This is a genomic window from Stenotrophomonas sp. CASM106 (genome assembly GCF_049384825.1).
Classification (GTDB): domain Bacteria; phylum Pseudomonadota; class Gammaproteobacteria; order Xanthomonadales; family Xanthomonadaceae; genus Stenotrophomonas; species Stenotrophomonas muris.
Genome location: NZ_JBMRFS010000007.1, coordinates 1 through 25,509, shown reverse-complemented (window position 1 = coordinate 25,509; position 25,509 = coordinate 1). Strand labels below are relative to the sequence as shown.

Below are 25,509 nucleotides of genomic sequence, written 5' to 3'. Positions count from 1 at the left end.
GCCCTATCGTTCGCCAACAAGCACCCCCCGGCATTCCCATGAGTCATACCGGCATTTTTCAGATCACCGATCTCACCTACAAGGCTGGGGAGCAGGGCGACCTGGCCCGCGCACTGCAGATCGTCGCCACCTGCACCGCCTGCGGATCGACGAGCGTGTGGGACGAGCATGAGATGGAACACGTTGCCGGTGGAACCGTGCTCTCATGCCGTGGCTGTGGTGTCCGCCAGGCCATCAGCAACGCGCGCCTTTCTGGCTGCCCATCCGACATCCGCCATCCGCGCCGCTGAGCGGCGCGCAGTTCGTACTGCGTAGCCGCCGGCAGGGGGCAGTCGTTCACTCGGCTTTTACAACGCTGCGACGTTTCAGGCGACAACGCGCACTGATGCATCTGCCTGCATCCAAGGGCCGCGCCAGCGCGTATGTAGGATGCCCGCGCCTTGCGGGCATCCCATAGAGGAACGCGCCGTGAAAGCCCTTCAGCGGATAGCCGCCACAGTCAGCTTCGCCGTACTCGTCTCAGCCACTTCAATGAGCTTCGCCGCCAGTACCGTGATGGTCGGCGGGGCGGAAATGTATCCCACCAGGACCATCGTCCAGAACGCCATCAACTCCAAGGACCACACGACCCTGGTCGCTGCGGTCAAGGCAGCGGGCCTGGTCGATACCCTCAATGGCGCCGGCCCCTTCACCGTCTTCGCGCCCACCAATGCAGCCTTCACCAAGCTGCCCGCAGGTACGGTCGATACGCTGGTGAAACCTGAAAACAAGGCACAACTGACCAAGATCCTGACCTACCACGTGGTGCCAGGCAATTACAGTTCAGCGCAGCTGATGGCCGATGCCAGGAAGCACGGCGGCAAGGCCACGCTGAAGACCGTTGAAGGTGAATCCCTCACCGTCGCACTGCATGACGGCAAGCTGTGGGTCATCGATGCCAAGGGCGGCAAGGCGGGGATCAGCATTGCCGACGTCGGCCAGTCCAATGGCGTGATCCACGTGATCGACACCGTGTTGATGCCGAAGTAGTTGCATGCAGCAGGACGTCCACATGAGCGGCAGCCGCATGGCGGCTGCCGCCGTCTCCTCCCATGAATCAGCATCGCGGCTGCGGGGCGATGACGCGCTACCTCATGTATCAGGAGCGTGCAGCGGCGTTGGGGCCTTTGTATCCCTGTCAGTCAGAAGGGGGCCTTGAATTCCAGGTGATTACCTGACGTCGTAGATCTCGCATTCGGTTGGGTCCATCGGTTCCCAATGCTCGCTCGCCAGCTCAAGGAAGGCAGCGGGTACCTCCATGGGGAACGTTGTGCCTTTCTCGCGATTGCGCTCGCGGACGCGATCACGACGAATGTCATGCGGGGTATCCAGGAGATGCACCACCAGATTGTGGGCCGCCCCCCTGACCTGCGCGTCGAAGAGGGTCTTCGTACCAATTCGAGAACCCACAGGCCGTAATACTCCAGTGGTCAACTTAGAAGCCAGCCAAATTGACCATGAGGGAAGCAGCCATGCAACTGGAAGACATCGAGCGCATAGGCGACTACGTCATGCCGGAGCGCCCTGCAGTACGCTCAGATCTCGCACTGATCTTCGGAACTCGGCACGGAGTGGAGGATTTCTGCCAGGCAGTAGTCACCCTGTGGCACAAGAGAATGTTCCGGAAGGCAGTCGTTTCCGGTGGCATGACCGCAGGTCTTCACGATTCAGAAGCCGAAACCATGGCTACCCGCCTCATGGAGTTGGGAGTTCCAGAGCATGTGCTCATCATCGAGCCGTTCGCCATGAACACTGGTGAGAACGTATGGCGCTCGCGCGAGCTTGCCGAGCGCATGCTGCCTCTCGAAGAGAGACGGAGCGTCATTGCCATCGGAAAAATCTGTTCCGCGCGTCGATATCTGATGACACTGGCCCGTCATTGGCCAGGGCCAACCGTTACCGCGCAGTGGGTCAACTATTTCGCAGTAGACAAGAGTGACTGGCACCTGGATCCGGAGTTCGCCGAACGCGTCAGGGCCGAGTACGTGAAGATCCCGCACTACATAAGGAGGGGATTCCTGATCGAGCTTCCAGAAAGCTGATCCAGGTGCTGCCAAGGCACGCTGCAAGCATCACGCCACGACGCCGTGTGCTGTTCAGGGCTATCGAGCGGCAACACCGGGCCTGACCAGCCCGAAGTCCCTCAGCGCAACGTAAGGATCCCAGTACTCCCTGTAGGCCATTATCTTGCCGCTTTCGAGCGTCACCATGGAGATATGGTCCTGGCGATAGAGCCAGCCGGCGTGGCCGCCTCCGTGTACTCTCCGCGCACCTGCCGGCGAGGACCAACCATTCGTTTCTTGCTGCCTTCCTTGTCATGGCACCAAGTGTCCATTGCCTGTCGATGCGCAGTAAATCCCGTGGAACCCTATCGGTGCCCGAGAATTATTTCCGATGCTTTTTCCGCCGACGCGGTAGAGGCATCGGGCCCGACGCCCAAGCACCTGCTTCTTATGGTGGGCCCACCAGGATTCGAACCTGGAACCAAGGGATTATGAGTCCCCTGCTCTAACCGTTGAGCTATAGGCCCGGCGCAGCGTCACAGTGTAGTGGAGGCCGCGCTCGATCGGCTACCCGGCAGCGGCAAACGCCTCCGAAATACGCCCCAGCCGCCTCTCCGCCGCTTCTGCGAGCCATACCTGCCGCCTCAGGCATGCCTGGAACAACGCAACCATCCTTCTGATCTCCTCCAGTCCCTGTTGGTTGTCGCCGCTGAAGCCGGCAAGCAATCCGGCCTCCGACAGCGTCAGCAGCGCATACGTCGTACGGCGTGCAAATCCCAATCGATCCTCGCACTCATCCCGCATCACCTCATCCCAGTCCAGCAGCGGCGGGAAATCGGTTTGCACGGGCTCGGGAACATCGTGCTCCACATCATTCATGGCGTGACTCCAGATGCATGACGAATCAATGCCGCAGGCCGTACGAGTTGCACGTGACCTGCCGCGCGCTTGCATCGGCGCCGGTGATGACCGGCCCGCCTACGGGATGTGTTGAGCATCTGCGCGATCAGCGTGCGACCGTCGCAGGAAAAATTCAAACGGCAGATGCGTCATCGGCAAGCCCCGTCGGGCATGTCCAGGCACCCCAAAAAGAAAAACCCCGCACCAGGCGGGGTTTCTCTCAACGCTTCACCAGCCGCTGGAAATCAATCGATATCCAGGAAGCTGCGCAGCTGCTCCGAGCGGCTCGGATGACGCAGCTTGCGCAGCGCCTTCGCTTCGATCTGGCGGATGCGCTCGCGGGTCACGTCGAACTGCTTGCCGACTTCTTCCAGCGTGTGGTCGGTGTTCATGTCGATGCCGAAGCGCATGCGCAGCACCTTGGCTTCCCTCGGGGTGAGGCCGGCCAGCACGTCGCGCACGGTTTCAGACAGGTTGATGTTGGTGGTGTTCTCGATCGGGGACTCCACGTTGGTGTCCTCGATGAAGTCGCCCAGATGGGAATCCTCGTCGTCGCCGATCGGGGTTTCCATCGAGATCGGCTCCTTGGCGATCTTCATCACCTTGCGGATCTTGTCTTCCGGCATGTCCATTTCCTTGGCCAGCTCCTCCGGCGTGGCCTCGCGGCCGTACTGCTGGAGCATCTGGCGGGAAATGCGGTTCAACTTGTTGATCGTCTCGATCATGTGCACCGGAATACGGATGGTGCGCGCCTGGTCGGCAATCGAGCGGGTGATCGCCTGGCGGATCCACCAGGTGGCGTAGGTCGAGAACTTGTAACCGCGGCGGTACTCGAACTTGTCCACGGCCTTCATCAGGCCGATGTTGCCTTCCTGGATCAGGTCGAGGAACTGCAGGCCACGGTTGGTGTACTTCTTGGCGATCGAGATCACCAGGCGCAGGTTGGCCTCGACCATTTCCTTCTTGGCCTTGCGCGCCTTGGCTTCACCGTAGGCCATGGCACGGCTGATTTCCTTCAGCTCTTCCAGGTCCAGCTGGGTCAGCTTCTCGATGTCGATCGTCGCCTGCTGTTCGGCGATGATCTGATCCTTCACTTCGCGCAGGGCCGACGACCACTTCTGCTTGCGCTTCAGTGCGTCTTCCACCCACTCCAGGTTGGTCTGGTTGCCTTCCCAGGAGCGGATGAAGTCCTTGCGCGGCATGCGCGCGGTGACGGTGGCCAGGTTCAGCACGCGTCGCTCATGGGCCTTGATCGACGCCATGGTGTCGCGCAGCTGCTTGGTCAGCACGTCGGTCAGCGGCAGCGGCAGCTTCAGAGTGACGAACACCGCCGACATCTCTTCGCGCAGGCGCGGCAGGTTCTTCTTGTCGCCCTTGGTCGCCGCCTTCTTGAAGGCATTGAAAGCATCGCTCAGCGCCTGCATGCGCGCAGCGACTTCCTCCGGATCCGGACCGGTCGGTGCGGCTTCTTCCTCGCCACCCTCGACGTCATCGTCCTCGTCCTCGTCGCCTTCTGCGTCGGCATCGCTGCTGTCATCGGCAGCGACCGCCGGCGGCGCCGGCTCTTCGTCGGCCAGGTCGTTGAAGCCGACGATCACTTCGGCCAGGCGCTTCTTGCCTTCCTTGTGGGCCTCGTAGTCGGTCAGCAGCGATTCGACCGAAACCGGGAACTGGCCCAGGGCGGCCTGGACCTGCGAAAGGCCTTCCTCGATGCGCTTGGCGATGGCGATTTCGCCTTCGCGGGTCAGCAGCTCGACCGTGCCCATTTCGCGCATGTACATGCGCACCGGGTCGGTGGTACGGCCACCTTCGGTGTCGAGCGCGCTCAGCGCGGCGGCAGCTTCTTCGGCCGCGGTGTCATCGACTTCGCGGTTACCGGTGTTGCCGTCGTTGAGAAGCAGGGTTTCCACATCCGGCGCAACTTCATGGACATCGATGCCCATGCCGTTGATCATGCCGATGATGTCTTCGATCTGTTCCGGGTCGACCATGTCGTCCGGCAGATGGTCATTGACTTCGGCGTAGGTCAGGTAGCCCTGTTCCAGGCCCTTGCTGATCAGTTGCTTGATTTCGGATTGGGCAGGACGTTCGTTGGCCATGTAGTGCTCGCGCCACCGGCTAGGGAGAAATAGGGAACGTAGCATTATACCAGCCCGGGGCCCTGCCTGCCGGGCGGTGGTCCCGGCGGCCTAGGGCCTGAGAAGGAAGGTCACGGGACCGTCGTTGACCAGGCTGACGACCATATGGGCACCAAACCGGCCCGTTTCCACCCCTGGCGCATGATTTTCACGGCAGATGTCGACAAATCGATTGAACCCGCGTTCAGCCTCGTCCGGCGGTGCGGCGCTGGTGAAACTCGGCCGCATGCCCGAACGGGTATCGGCCGCCAGGGTGAACTGGCTGACCAGCAGCAGGCCGCCACCGGTGTCGCGCAGCGACCGGTTCATCTTCCCGGCCTCGTCGGCGAACACCCGGTAACCCAGCAGGCGTTCGGCCATCCGCCGCAGCTGGGCCTCGCTATCCCCCGGTTCCATGCCGACCAGGGCCAGCAAGCCGGGGCCGATCTGCCCCACCACCTCCTCGTCGACATGGACGGCGGCCTGGCTGACACGCTGGATCAGGACGAGCATCGTGGGCTTCCAATGAACGGGGCCGGCCACGATAGCAGCGCCCTTGGCTAAACTGGCGCCGATGAATCCGCAACGCAAAGCCCGGCTGGTCTACCGCGCCACCACCCTGTTCGCCCGCCTGCCCTGGCCGCTGCTGCGGGGGTTCGCACACGCCCTGGCGTGGACGTGGGTTCGTGTCAATGCCCGTGAGAGCCGCGTTACCCGGCGCAACCTCGAACTGGCCTACCCGGAGCTGGACGGTCCTGCACGCGACCGTCTGCACCGCGAACTGCTGCGCTCCACTGCGCTGCAGGCCATCGAGACCCTGCGTTTGTGGAGCCGGCAGCCGGCCGACAACCTGCGGCTGCACCTGAAGCAGCGCCACGGCGAAGCCCTGTACGACGCGGCCCTGGCCAGCGGCAAGGGCGTGATCGTGGCCGCACCGCACTTCGGCAACTGGGAGCTGCTGAACCAGTGGCTGGCCTCGCGCGGGCAGATCGCCATCGTCTACAAGCCGCCGGAAGACGAGGCCAGCGACGCCTTCCTGCAGCTGGTGCGCGGCGGCCAGAACGTGCAGCAGGTACGCGCCGAGGGCCCGGCCGTGCGCCAGCTGTTCAAGGTGCTCAAGGACGGCGGCGCCACCGGCATCCTGCCCGACCAGCAGCCCAAGGCCGGCGATGGCGTGTTCGTGCCGTTCTTCGGCGTGCAGGCGCTGACCATGACCCTGGTCAACCGGCTGGCCGAGCGCACCGGCGCCACCGTGCTGTATGGCTGGTGCGAGCGCATCGGGCCGGACATGGAATTCGCCCTGCACATCGAGCCGACCGACCCGGCCGTGGCCGATCCGGACCCGCAGGTGGCCGCCACCGCGCTCAATGCCGGCATCGAGCGCATCGCCCGCCGCGACCCGACGCAGTACCAGTGGACCTACAAGCGCTATACGCTGCGGCCACCGGGCAGCGGCGAGGAAGATCCGTATGCGACCGAAGAGCATCCGCACTGACGGCCCCCACGCCCATGCCCATCCGGCCCTTGCGACCGGCGGCCGCACCACGTTGAATACGACGCCGGCGCCCCCATAGAGACTGCGATGTCCGCCTCCCCCGGTCCCGCCATGCCTGCTGCCTCTTCCCTGTTCGGCGACCCCGCCGCGATCCGCTGCGAACGCGCGGTGGCCGAACTGCGTGCCGGTCGCCCGGTACTGCTCCACGATGGGCAGGGCCAGCGCCTGGCGGTGATTGCACTGGACAGCGCCACTGCCAGCAGCTTCGCTGCCTTCGCCGCTGCCGCACGCGAGCGCCATTACCTGTTCCTGACCGCCACCCGCGCCCGCGTGCTCGGCGTGGAGGCACCGGCAGGCGCGCGCCTGCCGCTGGCGGGGGTTGCCTTCGATGCCCTGCCCTCGCTGGGCTACCTGCGCGAGCCCGGCCCGATGCCGGACGACTGGACGGCCGGCGACGCCTTCGATGCCGGCGCGGTGGAGCTGGCCCGCCTGGGCCTGCTGCTGCCGGCGATGGTGGCGGTGCGCCTGGATGCAGAGGACATGACCTTTGCGGGTGCGGCCGAAGTGGCGTTGTGCGACCTGGCCGAGGGCGCGGCACACGCCGCCCACGATTACGAACTGGTCGCCCGTTCGCCGGTACCGCTGCGCGACGTCGGCGTGACCACCTTCGCGGTGTTCCGCGGCGGCGTGGCCCAGCGCGACCAGGTCGCGATCATCGTCGGCGAACCGGACCTGTCGGCGGTGGTGCCGGTACGCGTGCACTCCTCGTGCCTGACCGGCGACCTGTTCGGCTCACTCAAGTGCGACTGCGGCGACCAGCTGCGGCGCGGCCTGCGCAAGCTGAAGGAACTGGGCGGCGGCGTGCTGCTGTACCTGGACCAGGAAGGCCGCGGCACCGGCATCGCCGCCAAGATGCGCGCCTACGGCTACCAGCACGACGGCCTGGACACCATCGATGCCGATGCACAGCTGGGCTTCGGTGCCGACGAGCGCCGCTACGGCAGTGCGGTGGCGATGCTGCATGGCCTGGGCATTTCGCGCGTGGCCCTGCTCAGCAACAACCCGACCAAGGCACAGCGTCTGCGCAACGCCGGCATCGAGGTGCTGGACTGCATTCCGGTCACCGGCGAGATCACTGCCGAGAACGAACACTACCTGCGCACCAAGGCCGATCGTGCCGGCCACATGCTGGATGTGGACGCGCTGATCCAGGCTGCCCAGTAGCGCGGTCGACCTGCTACCGTCTGCGCGGTGCGGCCCTGCCGCCACCGCCCGCCCTGCCACCTGACGGAGCCTGCGTGATCGACGTTCCCCTGACCTCCCCGCCTGCCGATGCCTGGCAGTCGCTGCCGCAGCGCGCCGCCCGCCTGGCCGCACTGGAAGGCGCCTTCGGCGGACTGTTCGTGCCGGGCCTGCCGCTGGCCGCGGCCGCGTGGTTCTTCGAGCTGCCCGGCGGCCTGTGGACGGCCGCCCTTGGGCTGCTGATCGGCATCGTCTTCGGCGCGTGGCTTGGCCACCGGCGCTTGACCCGCACCCGCTGGCGGCTGGATACCCAAGGGCTGGGCCTGCGCCGCGACCTGATGTGGCAGCTGGAAACGCGCATCCCCATTTCGCGCGTGCAGCACCTGGATCTGCGCCGCGGCCCGCTGGAACGCCGTGCCGGCCTGGCCACGCTGATCGTGCACACCGCCGGGACCCGCATGAGCGCAGTGACCGTGAGCGGCCTGGACGAGGCCGACGCCGAGCGCCTGCGTGACACCCTGTCGCATCAGCTCGACCAGGACGCCGACGCCCTGTGAGCCTGCCGCCGCCCCTGCCCGCATCGCTGCCTGCCGGTGGCGAGGACCATCGCCTGCACCCGTGGTCGTGGCTGTTCGTGCTGCTGATGCAGCTGCGTCACTACTTCCTGCCGCTGGTGGCGCTGCTGGTGTTCGGCCAGCGCGGTGACCGCGACCCGATGTGGGCGCAGCTGATTCCGCTGTCGGCGATTGCCGCGCTGGTGCTGGTCTCGGTGCTGCAGTACCTCAGCTACCGCTACCGCATCGGCAGCGACGCGATCACCGTGCGCAGCGGACTGCTGGCGCGCAACCGCCGCGAGATCCCGTTCGCCCGCATCCACAACGTGGAAGTGCGGCAGAACCCGCTGCACCGCCTGTTCGGCGTGGCCGAGCTGCGCCTTGAATCGGCCGGCGGCGTGCGTCCGGAAGCCGAAATGCGCGTGCTGAAGCTGGACCAGGCGTTGGCGCTGGAACGACTGGTGCGCCAGCGTGGGCAGGCACCGCAGGCCGCCGACGTCGTGGCCGCCCACTCGATCACCGACGCCGACACCGAACAGGTGCTGCTGCGCCTGTCGAGCTGGGACGTGGTGCGCATGGGCCTGCTGTCCAACCGCGGCTGGGCATTGGCGATCGCCGCCTTCGGCGTGCTGTTCCAGACCGTGCCGCGGCCGGTGATGGACGCGGCCATCCAGCGTGGCGGCCGGGAAGCCTTCGGCTACGCAAGCCACCTGCATCCCGGCGTGGCCGGCGCCTTCCTGCTGCTGGCCGCAGCCTTGCTGCTGGGCTGGCTGGCGCTGCGTGCGCTGTCGGTGGTGCTGACCCTGCTGCGCTATCACGGCTTCACCCTCAGCGAGCAGGATCGCCGCCTGACCGTCTCGGCCGGCCTGCTCAGCCGTACCCGCAGCAGTGTCGCGCGTCGCCGCATCCAGGCCTGGACGCTGCGCGAAACCACCCTGCATCGCTGGTTCGGCCTGCGCCAGCTGCGCATTGACAGCGCTGCCGGCGGCCCCTCGCGCGACGAAGACCGCGCCCTGCGCGAGCTGGCACCGCTGGCACCGGCAATACGCTGCGAGCAGCTGGTGCAGCACCTGTTGCCTCAACTGCGGTGGCCGCCAGCGCAATGGCAGTCCATTCCGCAGCGTGGCTGGTGGCGGCTGTGCCTGGGCGCGCTGCTGCTGGTGCCGGTGCTGGCAGCGGCCGCGTACTGGCGCTGGGGATCATGGGGCCTGATCGTGCTGGCCTGGCTGCCGGTGGCGCTGCTGGTGGCACATCGGCAGATGGCGCGCATGGGCTGGTATCTGGATGCCCATTACGTGGCCGTGCGCGGCGGCTGGTGGAAGCGCTGGTGGCGCTGGGCCGAGCTGGACAAGGTGCAGGGCCTGCGCCTGCAGCGTTCACCGCTGGACAAGCTGCTCGGCACCAGCAGCCTGCAGCTGGATACGGCCGGTGCGCACGGTGATGTGGCGTTGACCCTGCGCCACCTGCCGCAGGCGCAGGCGCAACACGTGATGGAGCAGCTGGCCGCGGCGCTGGCGCGGCGCAAGTTGCGCTGGTAAGCAACACCGGTAGTGCCGGCCGCTGGCCGGCAACCGCAGACATTCCCGAGGTTGCCGGCCAGCGGCCGGCACTACCGCGAGCGGGGTCGGCGAGGCATCAGCGCTGCGACGGCCCCCAATATCCCAGGTCCTTGCGGATCTGCAGGTCGCGCACCCAGCTGCCGAAGGGCTTGCGCCGCAGCACGCCCATTTCACCGGACAGGAAATCCTCGGTGGCGGCGATCACCCGCTCGCTGGACAGGCCATCGCGGTACGGATGGATGGCGTCGGCGTAGCGCACGATCTCCGCCTGCAGCGCGGCGTCGGGATGCAGCGCGCGCTGCAGCATCGCCGGCAGCTGCGCCGGGTCGTCGAAGTCGATCATGTGCGGCTTGGGCACGCGGTTGCGGAAGGTCACCACCGGCTTGTGCTGGACGATGAACTCCGAAACGATCGACGAGGTGTCCGACACCAGCACATCGGCGGCGCGCTGCGCGGCCATCACCTGCTCCGGCTCGATGAAGCGGGCATGGGCACCGGCCAGCGCGCGGTAGCGCTCGAACAGTTCCGGTGGGCACTTCGGGTGCAGGGTCAGCAGCCAGTAGCGCTCACCGCCAGCGATATCGGCGGCGATCTGCGCATGCAGGTGGGGCGCTGCGCTCAGGCGCTCGGTGAAGGTCGAACCGAACAGGATCACCGGGCGCCCGCCCGCCGCTGCGCGCAGCGCGGCGCTCTCGCCACCGTCGTCGCGGAACAGCGGGTCGAGCTTCGGCCAGCCGGTCTCGGCTACGGCGAAATGGCCCTGCAGGGCGGCGATCTCACGGAACGGCGCGGTGGTGGCCGGCCCCTGCGTGCAGTACAGGTCGAACATGCCGCGCACCCGGAAGTGGCCGCGCGCACTGTCGCGCTTCTCTACGTTGAAGCCATGGAACAGCTGTACCTTGGCGCCGGACAGGAAGGTCGGCACCCAGTTCGCGGCGCTGAACACGGCACGCGGCCGCATCGCCAGGGCCTGTTTCAGTCCGATGTTGGGCACGCCCGGCAGCCTGCTGGCGGCCGCGCCGTCCTCGAACCAGGCCGCCACCTCCTGCCCGGAGGCGTGCAAGGCCTGCGCCAACGGGGCGAGAATAGGCAGCGCATAGCGCTCCGTCGCAAACAACAGGTACCCGGCCATCATGTCCTCCACGACCGCTCCCATCGAACGGCCTCGCATCTCGGCCTGCATTATCGCGTTCAACGAGGCCGGCCGCATCGGCGACTGCCTGGCCTCGCTGGCCTTCTGCGATGAGATCATCGTCGTGGACTCGTACTCCACCGATGCCACCCTGGCCATCGCCGAGGCCGCAGGCGCCCGCGTGCTGCAGCGCGCGTTCGATGGCTTCCGTAGCCAGAAGGCCTACTGCGTCGAGCAGGCAAGCCACGACTGGGTGCTGTGCCTGGACGCCGATGAGCGGATCAGCCCGGAACTGCGCGCAGCCATCGAACAGGCCCGCGACGGTGGCTTCGCCGGCCATGCCGGCTATCGCTTCGCGCGCCTGTCGGAGTACTTCGGCAGGTTCCTGCGCCATGGCAACGCCTACCCGGACCGGGTGATGCGCCTGTTCGACCGCCGCCGCGGCGGCTGGCGCGGCAAGCGCGAGATCCACGAGGCGGCCAGCGTCGACGGCAGCGTCGGCACCCTGCGCGGCGACCTGGTCCATTACCCGTACCGCTCCCTGCAGCAGCAGCTGGCCAAGACCGAGAAGTACGCGCGGATGATGGCCGAGCACGAGTTCGCACGCGGCAAGCGGGCCACGCTGGGCAAGCTGGTGCTGGCGCCGGCCTGGCGGTTCTGGCGCGGCTTCGTGTTCCGTGGCGGCTTCCGCGACGGCTGGCACGGCCTGGTCTACGCCTACGTGCGCGCCAACTACGTGCGGCAGAAGACCATCATGCTGTGGATGCTGGGCAACGGCCAGCCCGTGGCCGACCCGCCGAACCCCTGATCGCCGGGGCCCGCCCGGCGCGCCGACGCATCACGAGCCGCCGGTGATCGCCCGGTGGCGCGCGCCTTCGACGATCGACAGGCCGGTCAGCAGCCCGACCAGGGTCACGTAGAAACTGGCCGTCATCTGGTGCGCGAACATCGACTGGGTCAGCCCGCACAACGCGTAGGTGATCACCAGCATGACGCCGGCAGCGGCCGGCCCGCGGAAGGTCGCTCGTCCGCTGCGGCGATGCAGGCGCACGAACAACCACAGCGGGATGCCATACACCGCCAGCAACAGCAGCAGGCCCGGTACACCCTGGGTCGCCGCCCATTCGGCCACGTCGTTGTGGGCATGCCCCAGGTGGCAGCGCAACTCTTCCGGGTTCTCCCGGCAGACCGGCACGCGCTGCATCGCGCTGTCGAAATGACCGATGCCAACACCCACCAGCGGATGATCGAGGAAGGTCTGCCAGGCTACCTGCAGGCGCTCGACGCGGGCACCGGCGGAAGAATCACTGTCGCCCAGCTCCATCCGCTGCACGTCGCTGTGCAGCTCGCTCAGGCGGACCTGGTGGCGCAGCTCCGGCACCGACAGCAGCAGCGTCGCACCGATCGCCAGCATCCCGGCCAGCACCGACAGGCGCGCCGCACCGGTACGCCAGCGCAGGCTCAGCGCCAGCACCACCAGCAGCGCCAGCAAGGCGGCGAACACACCGCGGCTGCCGGTCAGCACGATGGTGCCGCAACCGGCGGCCATGCCGAGGATCACCAGCGACCAGCGCCGCGACGGCCGGCAGAACACCAGCAGCACCATCAACACCATCACGATGTCGGCCAGCACGATGGCGTTGGTGAACAGCTCCGCGCGCGGGGCACCGCCCAGCACCTGCCACAGCGACATCACGAAGGTGGCGAGCAGGCCGGTCAACGAGCCGTACCAGAGCCACCGCAGGCTGGGACGCAGCGCGCAGATCCACAGCGCGATCCATGGGATCACCACGAACCGCGAACGGTTGTCGACGTCACGCAGGCCCTGTTCGAACAGCACCACCGACAGTACGCCGAGCGCCAGCACCGCCAGCATCAGCCAGACCAGCACTTTCACCGGCTGGCCGGCCATGCCCCGCGCGCGCCACAGCAGCTCCGGCGCCAGCAGGGTGCTGAGCAGCAGCAGGAGACCATACGGCAACAGGTTGATCGGCACGGTCAGCACCAGTGCCGGCAGGCAGAACAGCCCCAGCTGGGCCAGCCCGTGTGCAACCCCGTGACGCCCACCGACGGGAACGCCCAGCGGGTCGCCGGCCATGAGGTTCAGGTTGTCCGGTGAAGCTGGCACGTCGGGAAGTATCGCTGCAATATGCTGGAAGAATGGGACAGGCCAACGCGGGCCGTCCCAGCCTGCTGTTTTACTGCCTTTGGACCCGCTTGGGCAGACTGGACAAGCGGAAATCGTGCTGGCTAGTCATGTTCCTGCAAACGCCGTTCACGTTCCCGCTCCTCGGCAGTGACCACGCACGGCACCGTCACCGCCGCCGCCGGCACCAGCCACCAGCGCCGCCGGTTGGACACGCCGGCCAGTTCGGAGCGGTTGCGGTCGACGCACGACAGCATCGCGTACTCGTGGACCAGCAGCCAACGACGTCCGGGCGCCAGCCGCTGCCAGCGCGTGGCCGCCACCAGCTGCTCGTCCCAGTCAGTCTCGAAACCGAAGGTCGCGGCGGGACGGTCGGCCAGCAGCAGGTGCTGTTCCTTCCAGGCCACCAACCCCAGCTCGGCATCGGGGCCCAGGCGGGTACCGACCGTGCGCATCAGGCCACGGGCCGAACTGGAATCGTTCAGCAGCGGGTAGCCGACCAGGCTGTACAGCACCCAGACCACCGCCAGGGTCGACACCAGCGCAAGCTGCCGGCGACGGCCACAGGCCAGCAGGCTCAATCCGCCCCACAGGCCCATCGCCAGGATCGTCCACGCCAGCGCGTCGACGGCCCCGGGGGCGAGCCCGCGGCTATGGGTCAGGCGCAGCTCGAAGGCCGGGTCACCCAGCACCGCCATCGCGCCAGCCACGGCCAGGCCCAATGACAGCAGGCCGGTGAACAGCCCGACCACGGCCTGCACATCGCGTCGCTTCAGCAACCCCGGCAACAGCGGTGCCAGCACCAGGCAGAACATCGGCAGCGCCGGCAGGATGTAGACGTCGCGCTTGCCGGCGGGAATCGAGAAGAACAGCACCACCATCAGCCACCAGGCCAGCGGCAGCAGATAGCGCGCGTCGCGGCGTTGCAGCCGGCGGCGCCAGGCCGGAATCGCCCAGGGCATGGCCAGGAATGCCGGGATCCACATCAGCGGCATCGTCGCCAGGAAGTACCAGGCGGGCTGGTGGTGATCCCAGGAATGGGTGTAGCGCCGCGCCGTCTGCTGGAACAGGATATCGTCCATGTAGGCGCGATATTCGTCCGAGCCGGTGGCAAAGCCGGCCAGCAGCATCGGCGCCAGCCACAACGACACCGCCAGCAGGAAGGCCAGCGGCGCCAGCCAGAAGCGCGCGTCGCGCGCGTGCAGGCCCACCCGTGGCCACCGCAGCGCCGTGGCGATTGCCGCGGGCACGATCATCAGCAGCGCCAGCATGCCCACGCCCTTGGTGATCACGCCGATGCCGGCGAAGAACCAGCCCAGCCACCACCAGCGCCAGGCAGGCCCCAGCAGCAGGTGGCGCAGCAGGCCGTAGTTGGCCAGGGTGATGAACAGCAGCAGCAGGGGATCGATCTGCCCCTTCTTCGCCTGGAAGGTGAACTGCAGCGCGAACAGCAGCGCCCAGCCGGCATACAGCCCCACCCGCCGCGTCCACAGCCGCCGGCCCAGGTCGACCACGCACCACAGCGTGCCCAGTGCCGCCAGCAGCGACGGCAGCAGGAAGGCCACGCGCCACTGCCCGACCAGGCTGTACAGCGTGGCCTGCCACCACATCAGCATCGGCGGCTTGTCCGAGTACAGCTCGGTCCCGCGGTGCGGGAACAGCCAGTGGCCGCTGTCGAACATCTGCTTGGCCACCAGCGCGAAGCGCGGCTCGTCCGACGGCCACGGATCACGAAGGCCCAGCCCGGCCCCCAGCACCAGCAGGGCCATCACCACGAACAACCACGTCTCGCGCGACGCGCGGGATTTCAGCATGGGACTCGCAACGTCAGCGGGGGGTCAGGCCGTTTTTAGCAGACGCGCGTAAAAGAAACCGTCAGCATCGCTGTCACCCGGCAGTCGCTGGCGCGCGATCCCCTCGCAGTCCAGGCCGAATCTGTCATCCAGCGGCTGTGCCACCGCGTCCGGATGCCACTTCAGGAAGGCCCGCACCTGATCGATGTTCTCGGCGCGCAGGATCGAACAGGTGGCGTACAGCAGCACGCCGCCCGGGCGCAGCATCGACCAGCAGGCCTCCAGCAGGCGGGCCTGCACGCCGACCAGCGCATCGATATCCTCGGCGCGGCGGTGGAACATCACGTCCGGCTGGCGGCGGATCACGCCGGTGGCCGAACACGGCGCATCCAGCAGGATGGCGTCGAACGGTGTGCCATCCCACCACGCACCGGGGTCGCTGGCATCGGCCACCCGGGTCTGCGCGCCCTCACCTACACCGGTGCGGGTGTAGGTATCGCGGGCACGCGCCAGGCGACGCGCATCGATATCCAGCGCCAGCAGACGCAGGCTCGGGTCACGCTCCAGCAGGTGCGCCGACTTGCCACCCGGTGCCGCGCAGGCGTCCAGAACGCGGGCGCCGGACGCCGGTGCCAGCGCGTCCGCCGCACATTGCGCCGACAGGTCCTGCACCGACAGCGCACCGTCGGCGAACCCCGGCAACTGGTTCACCGCGATGGGCGCCACCAGGCGCAGCGCGTCGGCGCTGAGCGGGCTGGCGTCGGCAGCAATGCCGGCCTCGGCCAGCGTGGCCAGCGCCTTGTCACGCCCCCCCTGCTGGCGGTTGGCACGCAGCCACAGCGGCGCCGGCTGCAGGCTGGCAGCAAAGATCGCCTGGGCCTGGGACGGCCAGTCGCGCTCGACGGCATCGGCCAGCCACGCCGGAAAGGCGTCACGCGCAGGCTGCTCCGGGAACCCCTCGCGCTGCGCGCGGCGCAGGATCGCGTTGACCAGCCCGGCCTGGCGCTCACGGCCCAGCGCGCGGGCGGCGTCGACCGTGGCCGACAGGGCCGCATGCGCCGGCAGTTCCAGCACGTCCAGCTGCGCGAAGCCCACCATCAGCAACGTGCGCAGGTCGGCATCACGCGCCGACAGCGGCTTCTGCATCCACGACTGCAAGGCAGCGTCGTAGGTACTGCGGCGGCGCAGGACTGCAAAGCACAGCGCTTCCAGCAAGGCCCGATCACGACTGTCGGCCAGCTTGGGCAGTGCCCAGGCCAGTTCCGCCTTCAGCGAGCGGCCACGGGTGAACACCTGCGCCAGTACGCGTGCGGCCAGCATGCGGGTGGCCGCGCCCGGCGCCGCCTTGGCGACGGAGAAATCATTCTGCTTCGACACCGCCTATGCCCCCACGTGCAGGTCGCGGCGGGCATTGAGGTAGTCGGCGGCGGTGATCGCCTTGCCGCCTTCGCGCTGCAGCGTGCGCAGGCGCAGCGCGCCCTGGCCGCAGGCGATGTCGATACCATCGCGGCTGGCCGCCAGCACCGCCCCCGGCGCCTGGCCGTGGGCCAGGTCAAGAGCGACCGCGCCGTGGATGCGCACGCGCTCGCCGGCCAGCGTGGCCTCGGCGATCGGCCACGGATTGAAGGCGCGCACGGTGCGCGCCAGGGCATCGGCGTCCTGCGCCCAGTCCAGGCGGGCTTCGGCCTTGTCCAGCTTGTGCGCGTAGGTCACGCCCTGCTCGGGCTGCGGCCGCGCGATCGGCTTGATGCCGGCACGCAGCAGGCCCAGGCCGTCGGACAGCACCTGTGCGCCCAGTTCGGCCAGCTTGTCATGCAACTGGCCGCCGGTATCGGTGGCCGCGATCGGCAGCTCCTGGTGCAGCAGCACCGGGCCGGTATCCAGGCCGGCTTCCATCTGCATCAGGCACACGCCGGTCTTTGCGTCACCGGCCTGGATCGCGCGCTGGATCGGCGCGGCACCGCGCCAGCGTGGCAGCAGCGAGGCATGCACGTTCCAGCAGCCGTGGGTCGGGATCGCCAGTACCGCCCTGGGCAGGATCAGGCCGTAGGCGACCACCACCATCAGGTCCGGCTGCAGGTCGCGCAGCTGCCGCTGGGCAGCTTCATCCTTCAGCGATTCGGGCTGGTAGACCGGAATGCCACGGGCCACGGCTTCGAGCTTGACCGGCGACGGTGCCAGGCCACGGCCGCGCCCGGCCGGGCGATCAGGCTGGGTATAGACGGCCACGACCTCGTGGTGGCGCGCCGCGGCGCGCAGCGACGACACCGCGAATTCCGGCGTACCGGCAAAGACAATCCTCATGGCTACCCCACTTGCAGGATGGATTCGTGCAGGAAAGAAAACGGCGCCGTCGGCCGGCGCCGTACAGCCCGCGCGCGTCGCGCAGGCACGGGCCACCCGGAGGGCGGCCCGGATTGGCGATCACGCCACGTGCTTGCGCTGCTTGGCCAGCTTCTTGCGGACCATCTCGCGCTTGAGCGGCGACAGATAGTCGATGAACAGCTTGCCGTCCAGGTGGTCCATCTCGTGCTGGATGCAGGTGGCCAGCACTTCACCGGCCTCCAGCTGCTGCTCCTGGCCGTTGCGGTCCAGGTACTTCACGGTGATGGTGTCAGCGCGGGTCACGTCGGCGAAGATGCCCGGGACCGACAGGCAGCCCTCCTGGTACACCCGGCCCCCGTCCTTGGCGACGATTTCCGGGTTGATGAACACATGCGGTTCATTCTTCTCTTCGCTGACATCGATGACCATGAAGCGCTTGTGCACGTCCACCTGGGTGGCGGCCAGGCCGATGCCCGGGGCGTCGTACATGGTCAGGAACATGTTGTCGATCAGTTCCTGGAAGGCCGGCGTGGTGACTTCGGCGGCGTCGATCAACGCAGCCTTGGTACGCAGGCGCGGATCGGGGAACTCGAGAATGGGGAGAAGGGCCATGGCTGTTTCCGGGTAGGGGGCCGGCACGCCGGCATACGTCGCAGATTCTAGCTCCAACGCTTGCCTTGCGCCCCGGTTTCTGGACTATAGTGCGTGGACCTGTTGGGGAATCAGGGCTTCACACCTATGTTGCTTCGTTTTCGTACGGTCGTCGCCGCGGCGATGCTGACCGTGGCTGCCTATGCTACCGCCGTGGAAGTGAATGGCGGGCACCCGGACACCTATGTGGTCCGAAAAGGGGATACGTTGTGGGATATCGCCGCACGTTTCCTGCAGAAGCCTTGGCTGTGGCCGGAGATCTGGCAAGCCAATCCGCAGATCGCCAACCCGCACCTGATCTATCCAGGTGACGTGCTGAGCCTGGCCTACCTGGACCGGGTGACCGTGTCCCAGGCCGGTCCGCGCCAGGAGGCCCCGATCGACGCCATTCCGCTGGCCCAGGTCGAGCCGTTCCTGAAGCAGCTGAGCGTTGTCGACAGCGTCAAGCAGCTGCCCTACGTCGTCGGCCTGGAGGACAGCCGCCTGCGCGTGTCCGGTGGCGACACCGTCTACGTGCGCCTGGCGGATGCCCAGGTGGGCCAGCGCTGGGCCGTGGTACGCCCGACCGTGCGTTACGCCCAGCCCAAGCCGACCGAGGACCTGACCGCCAACGGCGACGTCACCCCGGGCAGCGGCAACCTGTGGAAGGCCTACAACGCACCCAACGCACGTCGTGGCGTGCTCGGCTACGAACTGGCCCAGGTCGCCACCGGCACCATCACCCAGATCGCCGGCGGCAAGGTCGAGGCCTCCACGCTGGTGCTGGACAAGAACGTCGGCGGCCGCGAAGTGCGCGCCGGCGACCGCCTGGTGCCGGTCGAAGCCCGGCCGTACGACCTGCAGTTCGTGCCCCACGTACCCGCTGCGGGTGTCGAGGGCGTGGACGTGCGCGTGCTGGCGGTCACCGACATGTTCACCGCCGGTGGCCCACGCGACGTGATCGCGATTTCGGCCGGCCGTGCCCAGGGCGTGGACAACGGCACCGTGTTCTCGCTGTGGCGCCCGGGCCGGCATGTAGCGCACCGCATGAAGTACCCGACCTCCTCGCGCATGGACGACTCGCTCAGCACCGGCGCAGGCCGGGTCTCGCTGCCGGATGAGTATGCCGCGCATGCGATGGTGTTCCGCACCTTCGACAACGTCAGCTACGCGCTGGTGATGCAGGGCGTGAAGCCGGTGCAGGTGGGTTACAACGCGCTGCACCCGGACGCGAAGTAACGGTTGCCGGACTGCCCCGGCCACCACTGGAGTGCCGGCCGCGGGCCGGCAGGCACCTCCGGCAAAACCTGACAGCCACATGCGAAGGCGCCCTAGGGCGCCTTTGTTGTGTGCGGCCGATAGTGGGGGATGACCACACATGCATACGAGGCGCTGCTGCGCCTGTTGATGGCGGGAGGCGCACTGGCGTCCCGACGGGCCCTGCTGCAGGCCGCGGGCGATGCGGAAACCGCCATCGCGCAAGGCACTGCGACCTGGCGTGCGCACGGTTGCACGCCGGAGCAGTGCGCCGCCCTGGAACGCCCCGATACCCGGGCCTGGACATCCGCCCGGCGCTGGCTGGAACAGGACAACCATCACCTGCTGCCGTGTACCGATCCGGCCTTTCCGCCATCACTGCTGGAGGTACCCAACCCGCCGCTGGCGCTGTTCGTGGCCGGTGATCCCTGCCTGGCCTGGCGCCCTTCGGTGGCGCTGGTCGGCAGCCGCTCGCCCACCCCGGGCGGGCGTGCACTGGCCGCGCGTTTTGCCGGCTGCTTCGTCGAGGCCGGCCTGGCGGTGACCAGCGGCCTGGCCGCAGGCATCGATGCGGCCGCGCACCAGGCTGCGCTGGAGGCCGGCGGCTGCACCATGGCAGTGATCGGCACCGGCCCTGACCGGGCCTATCCGGACAGCCACGCCCGGCTGCAGGCGCGGATCGCCGCCGAAGGCGTGGTGCTCAGCGAGTACCTGCCGGGCACGGCTGCCCGCCCCAGCCACTTCCCTGCGCGCAACCGGCTGGTGGCCGGACTGGCGCTGGCCACCGTGGTGGTCGAGGCCGCACAGCGCTCGGGCGCGCTGATCACCGCGCGCCTGGCCGCCGAGGCGGGCCGCGAGGTCTGTGCCCTGCCCAGGTCGGTGCTCAACCCGCGCGCGGCCGGCTGCCATCGCCTGATCCGCGAGGGCGCGGCGCTGGTCGAGCGCCCCGAGGAGGTCCTGGAACTGCTCGCCCCCGCCCTTCGCCAGCAGCTGCCGGGCTTGCAATCGCGGTTGGCCACCCCCACTGAACAGGCACCGCCGGCGCTCCTGCCGGCGCGCTGGGCCGGCGACCCTGACTACCAGTGCTTGTGGCGGGCGCTGGACCACAACCCAAGCGGTATGGATTCACTGATCACGCGTTGTGGATTGACGGCGTCACAGGTGTCCTCCATGCTGCTGGCCATGGAACTGGCGGGAATCGTGGTGTGCGTACACGGCCGCTACTGTCGAACTCCCTAGTTTCTTCACCTCCACAGCGTCGCGCGACGCAGGCCGAGGGGCAATGAAAGAGAGCATCCTGGATGTACTGCTGTACCTGTTTGAACACTATTTCAGCGAAGATGCGGACCTGATCCGTGACCGCGATTCGCTCCAGAACGGCCTGATCCAGGCCGGTTTCAGCCCCACCGAGATCAACAAGGCGTTCGACTGGCTCGATGCCCTGGCCGCGCAGCGGCCGAGCGTGGCCCAGGCGCGGGTCGATGGCCCCGTGCGCATCTACCACGGCCCCGAGCTGGACAAGCTGGACGTGGAATGCCGCGGCTTCCTGCTGTACCTGGAACAGCACGGCATCCTCGACGCCGACCAGCGCGAGCTGGTGCTGGACCGGGCGATGGCCCTGGACCAGGACGAACTGGACCTGGACGACCTGAAGTGGGTCGTGCTGATGGTGCTGTTCAACCAGCCCGGCTCCGAAGCGGCCTACGCCTGGATGGAGACGCAGATGTTCATGGACGAGCCAGAACCCCTGCACTGACCGTACACTTGGGGGCATAGCGCATTCAGGAGCGTCCCCGTGAGCGAGTGGTTCCACGCAGAAGGCAACCGGCAGCAAGGCCCGCTGCCGGCGGAACAGTTGGTCGAGTTGTTCCGCAACAACCAGATCTCCCTGGACACCCTGGTCTGGCGCGACGGCCTGCCGCAATGGCAGCCGTTGCGCAGCGTGGTCGATGAGCTGGGCCTGATCGTGCCGGCGCTGGACGTCGCCGCGCCGGCCGTGGAACCCGAGCCGGAGCCCGAACCGGAACCGGTTGCGCCGCCGCCGCCGCAACCACCGGTGCTGCCGCCGTCCACGCCCTATGCCACGCAGACCCCGGCCGGGGTGCTGCCGCCGCCGAAAAAGAAGCTCTCCGGCTGCGCCCTGACCGCGATCATCGGCGGCGGCCTGCTGCTGGTGCTGGTGCCGGTCATGGCCATCCTCGCGGCGATCGCCCTGCCTGCCTACAACGACTACACCGTGCGTGCCAAGGTTGCCACCGCGGTCAAGGCCCTGCAGCCGCTGAAACAGCAGGTGCAGCACTTCGCCGACGACGAAGGCCGCTGCCCCGGTGCCAACGATGCCGGTTTCCCGGCGCCGGGTGATTTCACCCAGGCCGGCCTGTCGGCGGTGAACATCGGCCGCTTCAACAACGGCCACTGCGGCATCGAAGCAACGCTGGCCGTGCCCGGCAAGAGCCTCGATGGCGACCTGCTGTGGCTGGAATATGATCGCGACAGCGGCCGCTGGGAATGCAGCGGTGAAAGCGACGACAAGTACCTGCCGCCGTCGTGCCGCGGCTGAGCCACGTGCACGGCAGCACCTCCAAGGACGATCCAACAGGGAACATGCAATGACCGAGTGGTACTACGCCGAAGGACAGCAACGCCAGGGCCCGCTGCCGGTCCAGGAAATCCGCCAGCGCTTCCAGCGGGGCGAACTGAATCTGGACACCCTGGTCTGGCGCGAAGGCATGGCCCAGTGGGCTGCACTGCGCCAGGTGGTCGATGAGCTCGGCCTGCAGACACTGGCCGATGCCAGCACGGCCACCGCCAGCGGCGGCTTCGACCTGCGCGGCGACTACGCCGCCATCGACAACGGCACTGCACCGCTGCCTGGCACGGGCGCGCTCAGCAGCTCGCCCTACAGCGCCCCGGCCGCTTCCGGTGCCGGTGGCCCGCAGCCGGTGATCGGCGGCGAGGTGGTCTACGCAGGCTTCTGGAAGCGCGTAGCGGCGTACATGATCGACTACTTCGTGCTGGCCATTCCGGGCGGCATCATCGGCGCCATCATCGGCGTGGTGCTTGGCGCCAGCATGGGCGCGGTGGGCAGCGGCGAGACCTCCATCGAAATCGTCGCGCAGGTGGCCAGCGCGCTGATCAACATGGCCATCGGCGTTGCCTACTACACCTGGTTCCATTCCTCGCAGGGTGGCGCCACGCTGGGCAAGATGGCGGTCGGCATCAAGGTCGTGCGCAGCAACGGCGATCGCCTGACCAAGGGCCGCGCCTTCGGCCGCTACTGGGCCATGCTGCTGAGCAGCTTCACCCTCGGCATCGGCTTCCTGATGGCCGCCTTCACCGAGCGCAAGCAGGGCCTGCACGACATGATCTGCGACACCCTGGTGGTCGACCGCTGGGCCTACACCGACCAGCCGCACCTGCAGCGCCATGAGCTGGGCACGGTCACCATCGTGATCCTGGTGCTCACCGGCCTGCTGGTGCTGGCGGGCCTGGTGGTGCTGGTGGCCGCGGTCGGCTTCATCGCCAAGATGGCCTCATGAACGGCCATCCTCACGTCTGGCTGCTTGACAGGGGCTGGCCGGGCGTGATTCCTCTAATAAGGTGAAACCTGAACGCCCGGCACACTACCGGGCGTTCAGCGTATTGATTTGTCCGTGGCCGCTTCACTAATGCGGCCGTTTGCTCCACCCTAGCGGCCCCTCCCCTGCGGCTCGCCCCACAGACACTGCTGCCATGCCCAAGCACCTGCTCATCGTCGAATCGCCGGCCAAGGCCAAGACGATCAACAAATACCTCGGCAAGGACTACACCGTCCTGGCCTCGTATGGGCATGTGCGTGACCTGATTCCGAAGGAAGGCGCGGTCGACCCGGACAACGGGTTCGCCATGCACTACGACGTGATCGACAAGAACGAAAAACATGTCGACGCGATCGCCAAGGCCGCCAAGGGCGCCGACGACATCCTGCTGGCGACCGACCCGGATCGCGAAGGTGAAGCGATCAGCTGGCATATCGCCGAGATCCTGAAGGAACGCGGGCTGGTCAAGGACAAGCCGATGCAGCGCGTGGTGTTCACCGAGATCACCCCGCGCGCCATCAAGGAAGCGATCAGCCAGCCGCGCGCGATCGCCAGCGATCTGGTCGATGCCCAGCAGGCGCGCCGCGCGCTGGACTACCTGGTCGGCTTCAACCTTTCGCCGGTGCTGTGGCGCAAGGTCCAGCGCGGCCTGTCCGCCGGCCGCGTGCAGAGCCCGGCGCTGCGCATGATCGTCGAGCGCGAGGAAGAGATCGAAGCCTTCATCGCCCGCGAGTACTGGTCGATCGCCGCCGAGTGCGCACACCCGTCGCAGCACTTCAACGCCAAGCTGGTCAAGCTGGACGGGCAGAAATTCGAGCAGTTCACCATCACCGACGGCGACACCGCCGAAGCCGCCCGCCTGCGCATCCAGCAGGCCGCGCAGGGCTCGCTGCATGTTACCGACGTGGCCAGCAAGGAGCGCAAGCGCCGCCCGGCGCCGCCGTTCACCACCTCCACCCTGCAGCAGGAAGCCTCGCGCAAGCTCGGTTTCACCACCCGCAAGACCATGCAGGTGGCGCAGAAGCTGTATGAAGGCGTGGCGATCGGTGACGAAGGCACCGTCGGCCTCATCTCGTACATGCGTACCGACTCGGTGAACCTGTCGCAGGACGCGCTGGCCGAAATCCGCGACGTGATCGCCCGTGATTACGGCATCGCCTCGCTGCCCGACCAGCCGAACACCTACCAGACCAAGTCCAAGAACGCCCAGGAAGCGCACGAGGCGGTGCGCCCGACCTCGGCCCTGCGCACTCCGTCGCAGGTCGCCCGCTTCCTGACCGACGACGAGCGCCGCCTGTACGAACTGATCTGGAAGCGCGCCGTCGCCTGCCAGATGATTCCGGCCACGCTCAACACGGTCAGCGTCGACCTGTCGGCTGGCAGCGAGCACGTGTTCCGTGCCAGCGGTACCACCGTGGTGGTGCCCGGCTTCCTGGCCGTGTACGAGGAAGGCAAGGACAACAAGAGCGCCGAAGACGAGGACGAAGGCCGCAAGCTGCCGGCGATGAAGCCGGGCGACCGCGTGCCGCTGGAACGCATCCAGGCCGAGCAGCATTTCACCCAGCCGCCGCCGCGCTACACCGAAGCGGCGCTGGTGAAGGCGCTGGAAGAGTACGGCATCGGCCGTCCGTCGACCTACGCCTCGATCATCCAGACCCTGCTGTTCCGCAAGTACGTGGAAATGGAAGGCCGCAGCTTCCGCCCGTCCGACGTCGGCCGCGCGGTGTCCAAGTTCCTGTCCAGCCACTTCACCCAGTACGTGGACTACGACTTCACCGCCAAGCTCGAAGACGAGCTCGACGCCGTCTCGCGTGGCGAAGAAGAGTGGATCCCGCTGATGGCCCGCTTCTGGGAGCCGTTCAAGGAGCTGGTGGAAGACAAGAAGGAATCGGTGGACCGCGCCGAGGCCAGTGGCGCGCGCGAGCTCGGCACCGACCCGAAGACCGGCAAGCCGGTCAGCGTGCGCCTCGGCCGCTTCGGGCCTTACGCCGCCATCGGCAGCACCGCCGAGGACGCCGAGGAGAAGCCGAAATTCGCCTCGCTGCGCCCCGGCCAGTCGATGCACACCATTTCGCTGGAAGACGCGCTGGAACTGTTCCTGATGCCACGCGCGCTGGGCGAGGACAACGGCGAGCCGGTCAGCGTCGGCATCGGCCGCTTCGGCCCGTTCGCCAAGCGCGGCAGCACCTATGCCTCGCTGAAGAAGGAAGACGACCCGTACACCATCGACCTGGCCCGCGCCGTGTTCCTGATCGAAGAGAAGGAAGAGATCGCGCGCAACCGGATCATCAAGGAGTTCGAGGGCAGCGACATCCAGGTGCTGAACGGCCGCTTCGGCCCGTACATCAGCGACGGCAGGATGAACGGCAAGATCCCCAAGGATCGCGAGCCGGCATCGCTGACCCTGGCCGAAGTGCAGCAGCTGATGGAAGAAACCGGCAAGCCCGTGCGCAAGGGCTTCGGCGCCAAGAAGGCTGCCGCGAAGAAGGCACCGGCCAAGAAGGCGGCCGTGAAGAAGGAAGCGGCGCCGAAGAAGGCCGCAGCCAAGAAGGCGCCTGCCAAGAAGGCGGCGAAGAAGGCCGTGGTAAAGAAGGCCGCTGCAAAGAAGGCACCGGCGAAGAAGGCCGTCAAGAAAGCCGCGAAGTAGATTCACGCCATGCGTGGATAAGGGGTAGTGCCGGCCGCTGGCCGGCAAAAACCACTATCACCCCATTCCCGCCAGCGCCCGGCACTACCGGG

General features: G+C 67.6%; 23 protein-coding genes and 1 tRNA gene. 14 read left to right on the top strand and 10 right to left on the bottom strand.

Annotation, left to right across the window (positions count from 1 at the left end; genetic code table 11):
* The first annotated feature begins 38 nt into the window (after positions 1–38).
* The 3 genes from VG556_RS16420 (at position 39) to VG556_RS16410 (ending at position 2,081) form a co-directional block, all read left to right on the top strand.
* On the top strand, positions 39–290 hold the full coding sequence (locus tag VG556_RS16420; protein ID WP_049404779.1) for a hypothetical protein: 252 nt from the start codon (positions 39–41) through the stop codon (positions 288–290).
* A 178-nt stretch (positions 291–468) separates the two neighbouring features.
* Positions 469–1,029, top strand: coding sequence for a fasciclin domain-containing protein (locus tag VG556_RS16415; RefSeq protein WP_049404781.1), 561 nt, complete (start codon positions 469–471; stop codon positions 1,027–1,029).
* A 482-nt stretch (positions 1,030–1,511) separates the two neighbouring features.
* Positions 1,512–2,081, top strand: coding sequence for a YdcF family protein (locus VG556_RS16410; protein WP_100450667.1), 570 nt, complete (start codon positions 1,512–1,514; stop codon positions 2,079–2,081).
* A 412-nt stretch (positions 2,082–2,493) separates the two neighbouring features.
* Here VG556_RS16410 and VG556_RS16405 read toward each other — a convergent pair.
* From VG556_RS16405 to dtd, 4 genes are all read right to left on the bottom strand, one after another.
* Positions 2,494–2,569: transfer RNA gene (locus tag VG556_RS16405), tRNA-Ile, on the bottom strand.
* A gap of 40 nt (positions 2,570–2,609) precedes the next feature.
* Positions 2,610–2,921 carry a hypothetical protein gene (locus VG556_RS16400; RefSeq protein ID WP_053496403.1) on the bottom strand — a complete coding sequence of 104 codons (312 nt, stop codon included), beginning with the start codon at positions 2,919–2,921 and terminating at the stop codon, positions 2,610–2,612.
* 266 nt (positions 2,922–3,187) lie between these two features.
* A complete protein-coding gene (rpoD, locus tag VG556_RS16395) occupies positions 3,188–5,041 on the bottom strand; it encodes an RNA polymerase sigma factor RpoD (protein WP_014648552.1) in 1,854 nt (617 codons plus the stop codon).
* 90 nt (positions 5,042–5,131) lie between these two features.
* Positions 5,132–5,572, bottom strand: a complete 441-nt coding sequence (gene dtd / locus VG556_RS16390; protein ID WP_014648553.1) for a D-aminoacyl-tRNA deacylase — start codon at positions 5,570–5,572, stop codon at positions 5,132–5,134.
* Between the two features lie 61 nt (positions 5,573–5,633).
* Between dtd and VG556_RS16385 the strand changes: the two genes are divergently transcribed.
* The 4 genes from VG556_RS16385 (at position 5,634) to VG556_RS16370 (ending at position 9,888) form a co-directional block, all read left to right on the top strand.
* Entirely contained in the window at positions 5,634–6,554 is a 921-nt protein-coding gene (locus tag VG556_RS16385) for a lauroyl acyltransferase (RefSeq protein ID WP_099476005.1), read from the top strand.
* An 87-nt stretch (positions 6,555–6,641) separates the two neighbouring features.
* Positions 6,642–7,778 carry a GTP cyclohydrolase II RibA gene (gene ribA, locus VG556_RS16380; protein ID WP_100450668.1) on the top strand — a complete coding sequence of 379 codons (1,137 nt, stop codon included), beginning with the start codon at positions 6,642–6,644 and terminating at the stop codon, positions 7,776–7,778.
* 74 nt (positions 7,779–7,852) lie between these two features.
* A complete protein-coding gene (locus VG556_RS16375) occupies positions 7,853–8,353 on the top strand; it encodes a PH domain-containing protein (RefSeq protein WP_014648556.1) in 501 nt (166 codons plus the stop codon).
* Positions 8,350–9,888: a PH domain-containing protein gene (locus VG556_RS16370; RefSeq protein WP_100450669.1), complete on the top strand. Its 1,539-nt coding sequence runs from the start codon at positions 8,350–8,352 to the stop codon at positions 9,886–9,888. The genes VG556_RS16375 and VG556_RS16370 overlap by 4 nt, the downstream gene beginning before the upstream one ends.
* Before the next feature lie 97 nt (positions 9,889–9,985).
* Here VG556_RS16370 and VG556_RS16365 read toward each other — a convergent pair whose 3' ends face one another.
* Positions 9,986–11,044, bottom strand: coding sequence for a CDP-glycerol glycerophosphotransferase family protein (locus tag VG556_RS16365; RefSeq protein WP_100450670.1), 1,059 nt, complete (start codon positions 11,042–11,044; stop codon positions 9,986–9,988).
* On the opposite strand from VG556_RS16365, the gene VG556_RS16360 reads away from it, so the two are divergent.
* Positions 11,043–11,849: a glycosyltransferase family 2 protein gene (locus tag VG556_RS16360; protein ID WP_032958277.1), complete on the top strand. Its 807-nt coding sequence runs from the start codon at positions 11,043–11,045 to the stop codon at positions 11,847–11,849. The two genes, VG556_RS16365 and VG556_RS16360, sit on opposite strands and share 2 nt — an antisense overlap.
* A 30-nt stretch (positions 11,850–11,879) precedes the next feature.
* Here the strand turns inward: VG556_RS16360 and VG556_RS16355 are convergent, their stop codons facing one another.
* The 5 genes from VG556_RS16355 to def form a co-directional block, all read right to left on the bottom strand.
* On the bottom strand, positions 11,880–13,139 hold the full coding sequence (locus VG556_RS16355) for an O-antigen ligase family protein (RefSeq protein WP_046432731.1): 1,260 nt from the start codon (positions 13,137–13,139) through the stop codon (positions 11,880–11,882).
* 152 nt (positions 13,140–13,291) lie between these two features.
* A complete protein-coding gene (locus VG556_RS16350) occupies positions 13,292–15,001 on the bottom strand; it encodes an ArnT family glycosyltransferase (RefSeq protein ID WP_100450671.1) in 1,710 nt (569 codons plus the stop codon).
* Positions 15,002–15,025: 24 nt separating this feature from the next.
* Positions 15,026–16,357, bottom strand: coding sequence for a 16S rRNA (cytosine(967)-C(5))-methyltransferase RsmB (gene rsmB / locus VG556_RS16345; protein ID WP_100450672.1), 1,332 nt, complete (start codon positions 16,355–16,357; stop codon positions 15,026–15,028).
* Between the two features lie 3 nt (positions 16,358–16,360).
* Complete coding sequence (gene fmt, locus VG556_RS16340) at positions 16,361–17,284, bottom strand: methionyl-tRNA formyltransferase (RefSeq protein ID WP_014648563.1); 924 nt, start codon at positions 17,282–17,284, stop codon at positions 16,361–16,363.
* 120 nt (positions 17,285–17,404) lie between these two features.
* Positions 17,405–17,917 (bottom strand): peptide deformylase, encoded by a 513-nt coding sequence (gene def / locus VG556_RS16335; protein ID WP_014648564.1) that lies wholly within the window; start codon positions 17,915–17,917, stop codon positions 17,405–17,407.
* Between the two features lie 126 nt (positions 17,918–18,043).
* On the opposite strand from def, the gene VG556_RS16330 reads away from it, so the two are divergent.
* The 6 genes from VG556_RS16330 (at position 18,044) to VG556_RS16305 (ending at position 25,417) form a co-directional block, all read left to right on the top strand.
* Positions 18,044–19,174, top strand: a complete 1,131-nt coding sequence (locus VG556_RS16330) for a LysM peptidoglycan-binding domain-containing protein (RefSeq protein ID WP_032958270.1) — start codon at positions 18,044–18,046, stop codon at positions 19,172–19,174.
* Between the two features lie 129 nt (positions 19,175–19,303).
* Positions 19,304–20,431: a DNA-processing protein DprA gene (gene dprA / locus VG556_RS16325; RefSeq protein ID WP_423180032.1), complete on the top strand. Its 1,128-nt coding sequence runs from the start codon at positions 19,304–19,306 to the stop codon at positions 20,429–20,431.
* Between the two features lie 43 nt (positions 20,432–20,474).
* On the top strand, positions 20,475–20,948 hold the full coding sequence (locus VG556_RS16320) for a DUF494 family protein (RefSeq protein WP_005419622.1): 474 nt from the start codon (positions 20,475–20,477) through the stop codon (positions 20,946–20,948).
* A 39-nt stretch (positions 20,949–20,987) separates the two neighbouring features.
* Positions 20,988–21,752 (top strand): pilin, encoded by a 765-nt coding sequence (locus VG556_RS16315; RefSeq protein ID WP_100450674.1) that lies wholly within the window; start codon positions 20,988–20,990, stop codon positions 21,750–21,752.
* Between the two features lie 49 nt (positions 21,753–21,801).
* Entirely contained in the window at positions 21,802–22,731 is a 930-nt protein-coding gene (locus VG556_RS16310) for an RDD family protein (protein ID WP_049408647.1), read from the top strand.
* Between the two features lie 193 nt (positions 22,732–22,924).
* Positions 22,925–25,417, top strand: coding sequence for a DNA topoisomerase I (locus VG556_RS16305; RefSeq protein WP_014648569.1), 2,493 nt, complete (start codon positions 22,925–22,927; stop codon positions 25,415–25,417).
* Positions 25,418–25,509 lie beyond the last annotated feature (92 nt).

What these genes read in the sequence shown, in the direction of transcription:
- VG556_RS16355 (WP_046432731.1), bottom strand. Translation starts at nt 13,139, where the DNA reads ATGGCCGGCGACCCGCTGGGCGTTCCCGTCGGTGGGCGTCACGGGGTT.
- fmt (WP_014648563.1), bottom strand. Translation starts at nt 17,284, where the DNA reads ATGAGGATTGTCTTTGCCGGTACGCCGGAATTCGCGGTGTCGTCGCTG.
- VG556_RS16400 (WP_053496403.1), bottom strand. Translation starts at nt 2,921, where the DNA reads ATGAATGATGTGGAGCACGATGTTCCCGAGCCCGTGCAAACCGATTTC.
- ribA (WP_100450668.1), top strand. Translation starts at nt 6,642, where the DNA reads ATGTCCGCCTCCCCCGGTCCCGCCATGCCTGCTGCCTCTTCCCTGTTC.
- VG556_RS16330 (WP_032958270.1), top strand. Translation starts at nt 18,044, where the DNA reads ATGTTGCTTCGTTTTCGTACGGTCGTCGCCGCGGCGATGCTGACCGTG.
- def (WP_014648564.1), bottom strand. Translation starts at nt 17,917, where the DNA reads ATGGCCCTTCTCCCCATTCTCGAGTTCCCCGATCCGCGCCTGCGTACC.
- VG556_RS16385 (WP_099476005.1), top strand. Translation starts at nt 5,634, where the DNA reads ATGAATCCGCAACGCAAAGCCCGGCTGGTCTACCGCGCCACCACCCTG.
- VG556_RS16320 (WP_005419622.1), top strand. Translation starts at nt 20,475, where the DNA reads ATGAAAGAGAGCATCCTGGATGTACTGCTGTACCTGTTTGAACACTAT.
- VG556_RS16365 (WP_100450670.1), bottom strand. Translation starts at nt 11,044, where the DNA reads ATGATGGCCGGGTACCTGTTGTTTGCGACGGAGCGCTATGCGCTGCCT.
- dtd (WP_014648553.1), bottom strand. Translation starts at nt 5,572, where the DNA reads ATGCTCGTCCTGATCCAGCGTGTCAGCCAGGCCGCCGTCCATGTCGAC.
- VG556_RS16420 (WP_049404779.1), top strand. Translation starts at nt 39, where the DNA reads ATGAGTCATACCGGCATTTTTCAGATCACCGATCTCACCTACAAGGCT.
- VG556_RS16350 (WP_100450671.1), bottom strand. Translation starts at nt 15,001, where the DNA reads ATGCTGAAATCCCGCGCGTCGCGCGAGACGTGGTTGTTCGTGGTGATG.
- rpoD (WP_014648552.1), bottom strand. Translation starts at nt 5,041, where the DNA reads ATGGCCAACGAACGTCCTGCCCAATCCGAAATCAAGCAACTGATCAGC.
- VG556_RS16310 (WP_049408647.1), top strand. Translation starts at nt 21,802, where the DNA reads ATGACCGAGTGGTACTACGCCGAAGGACAGCAACGCCAGGGCCCGCTG.
- dprA (WP_423180032.1), top strand. Translation starts at nt 19,304, where the DNA reads ATGACCACACATGCATACGAGGCGCTGCTGCGCCTGTTGATGGCGGGA.
- VG556_RS16360 (WP_032958277.1), top strand. Translation starts at nt 11,043, where the DNA reads ATGTCCTCCACGACCGCTCCCATCGAACGGCCTCGCATCTCGGCCTGC.
- VG556_RS16410 (WP_100450667.1), top strand. Translation starts at nt 1,512, where the DNA reads ATGCAACTGGAAGACATCGAGCGCATAGGCGACTACGTCATGCCGGAG.
- VG556_RS16305 (WP_014648569.1), top strand. Translation starts at nt 22,925, where the DNA reads ATGCCCAAGCACCTGCTCATCGTCGAATCGCCGGCCAAGGCCAAGACG.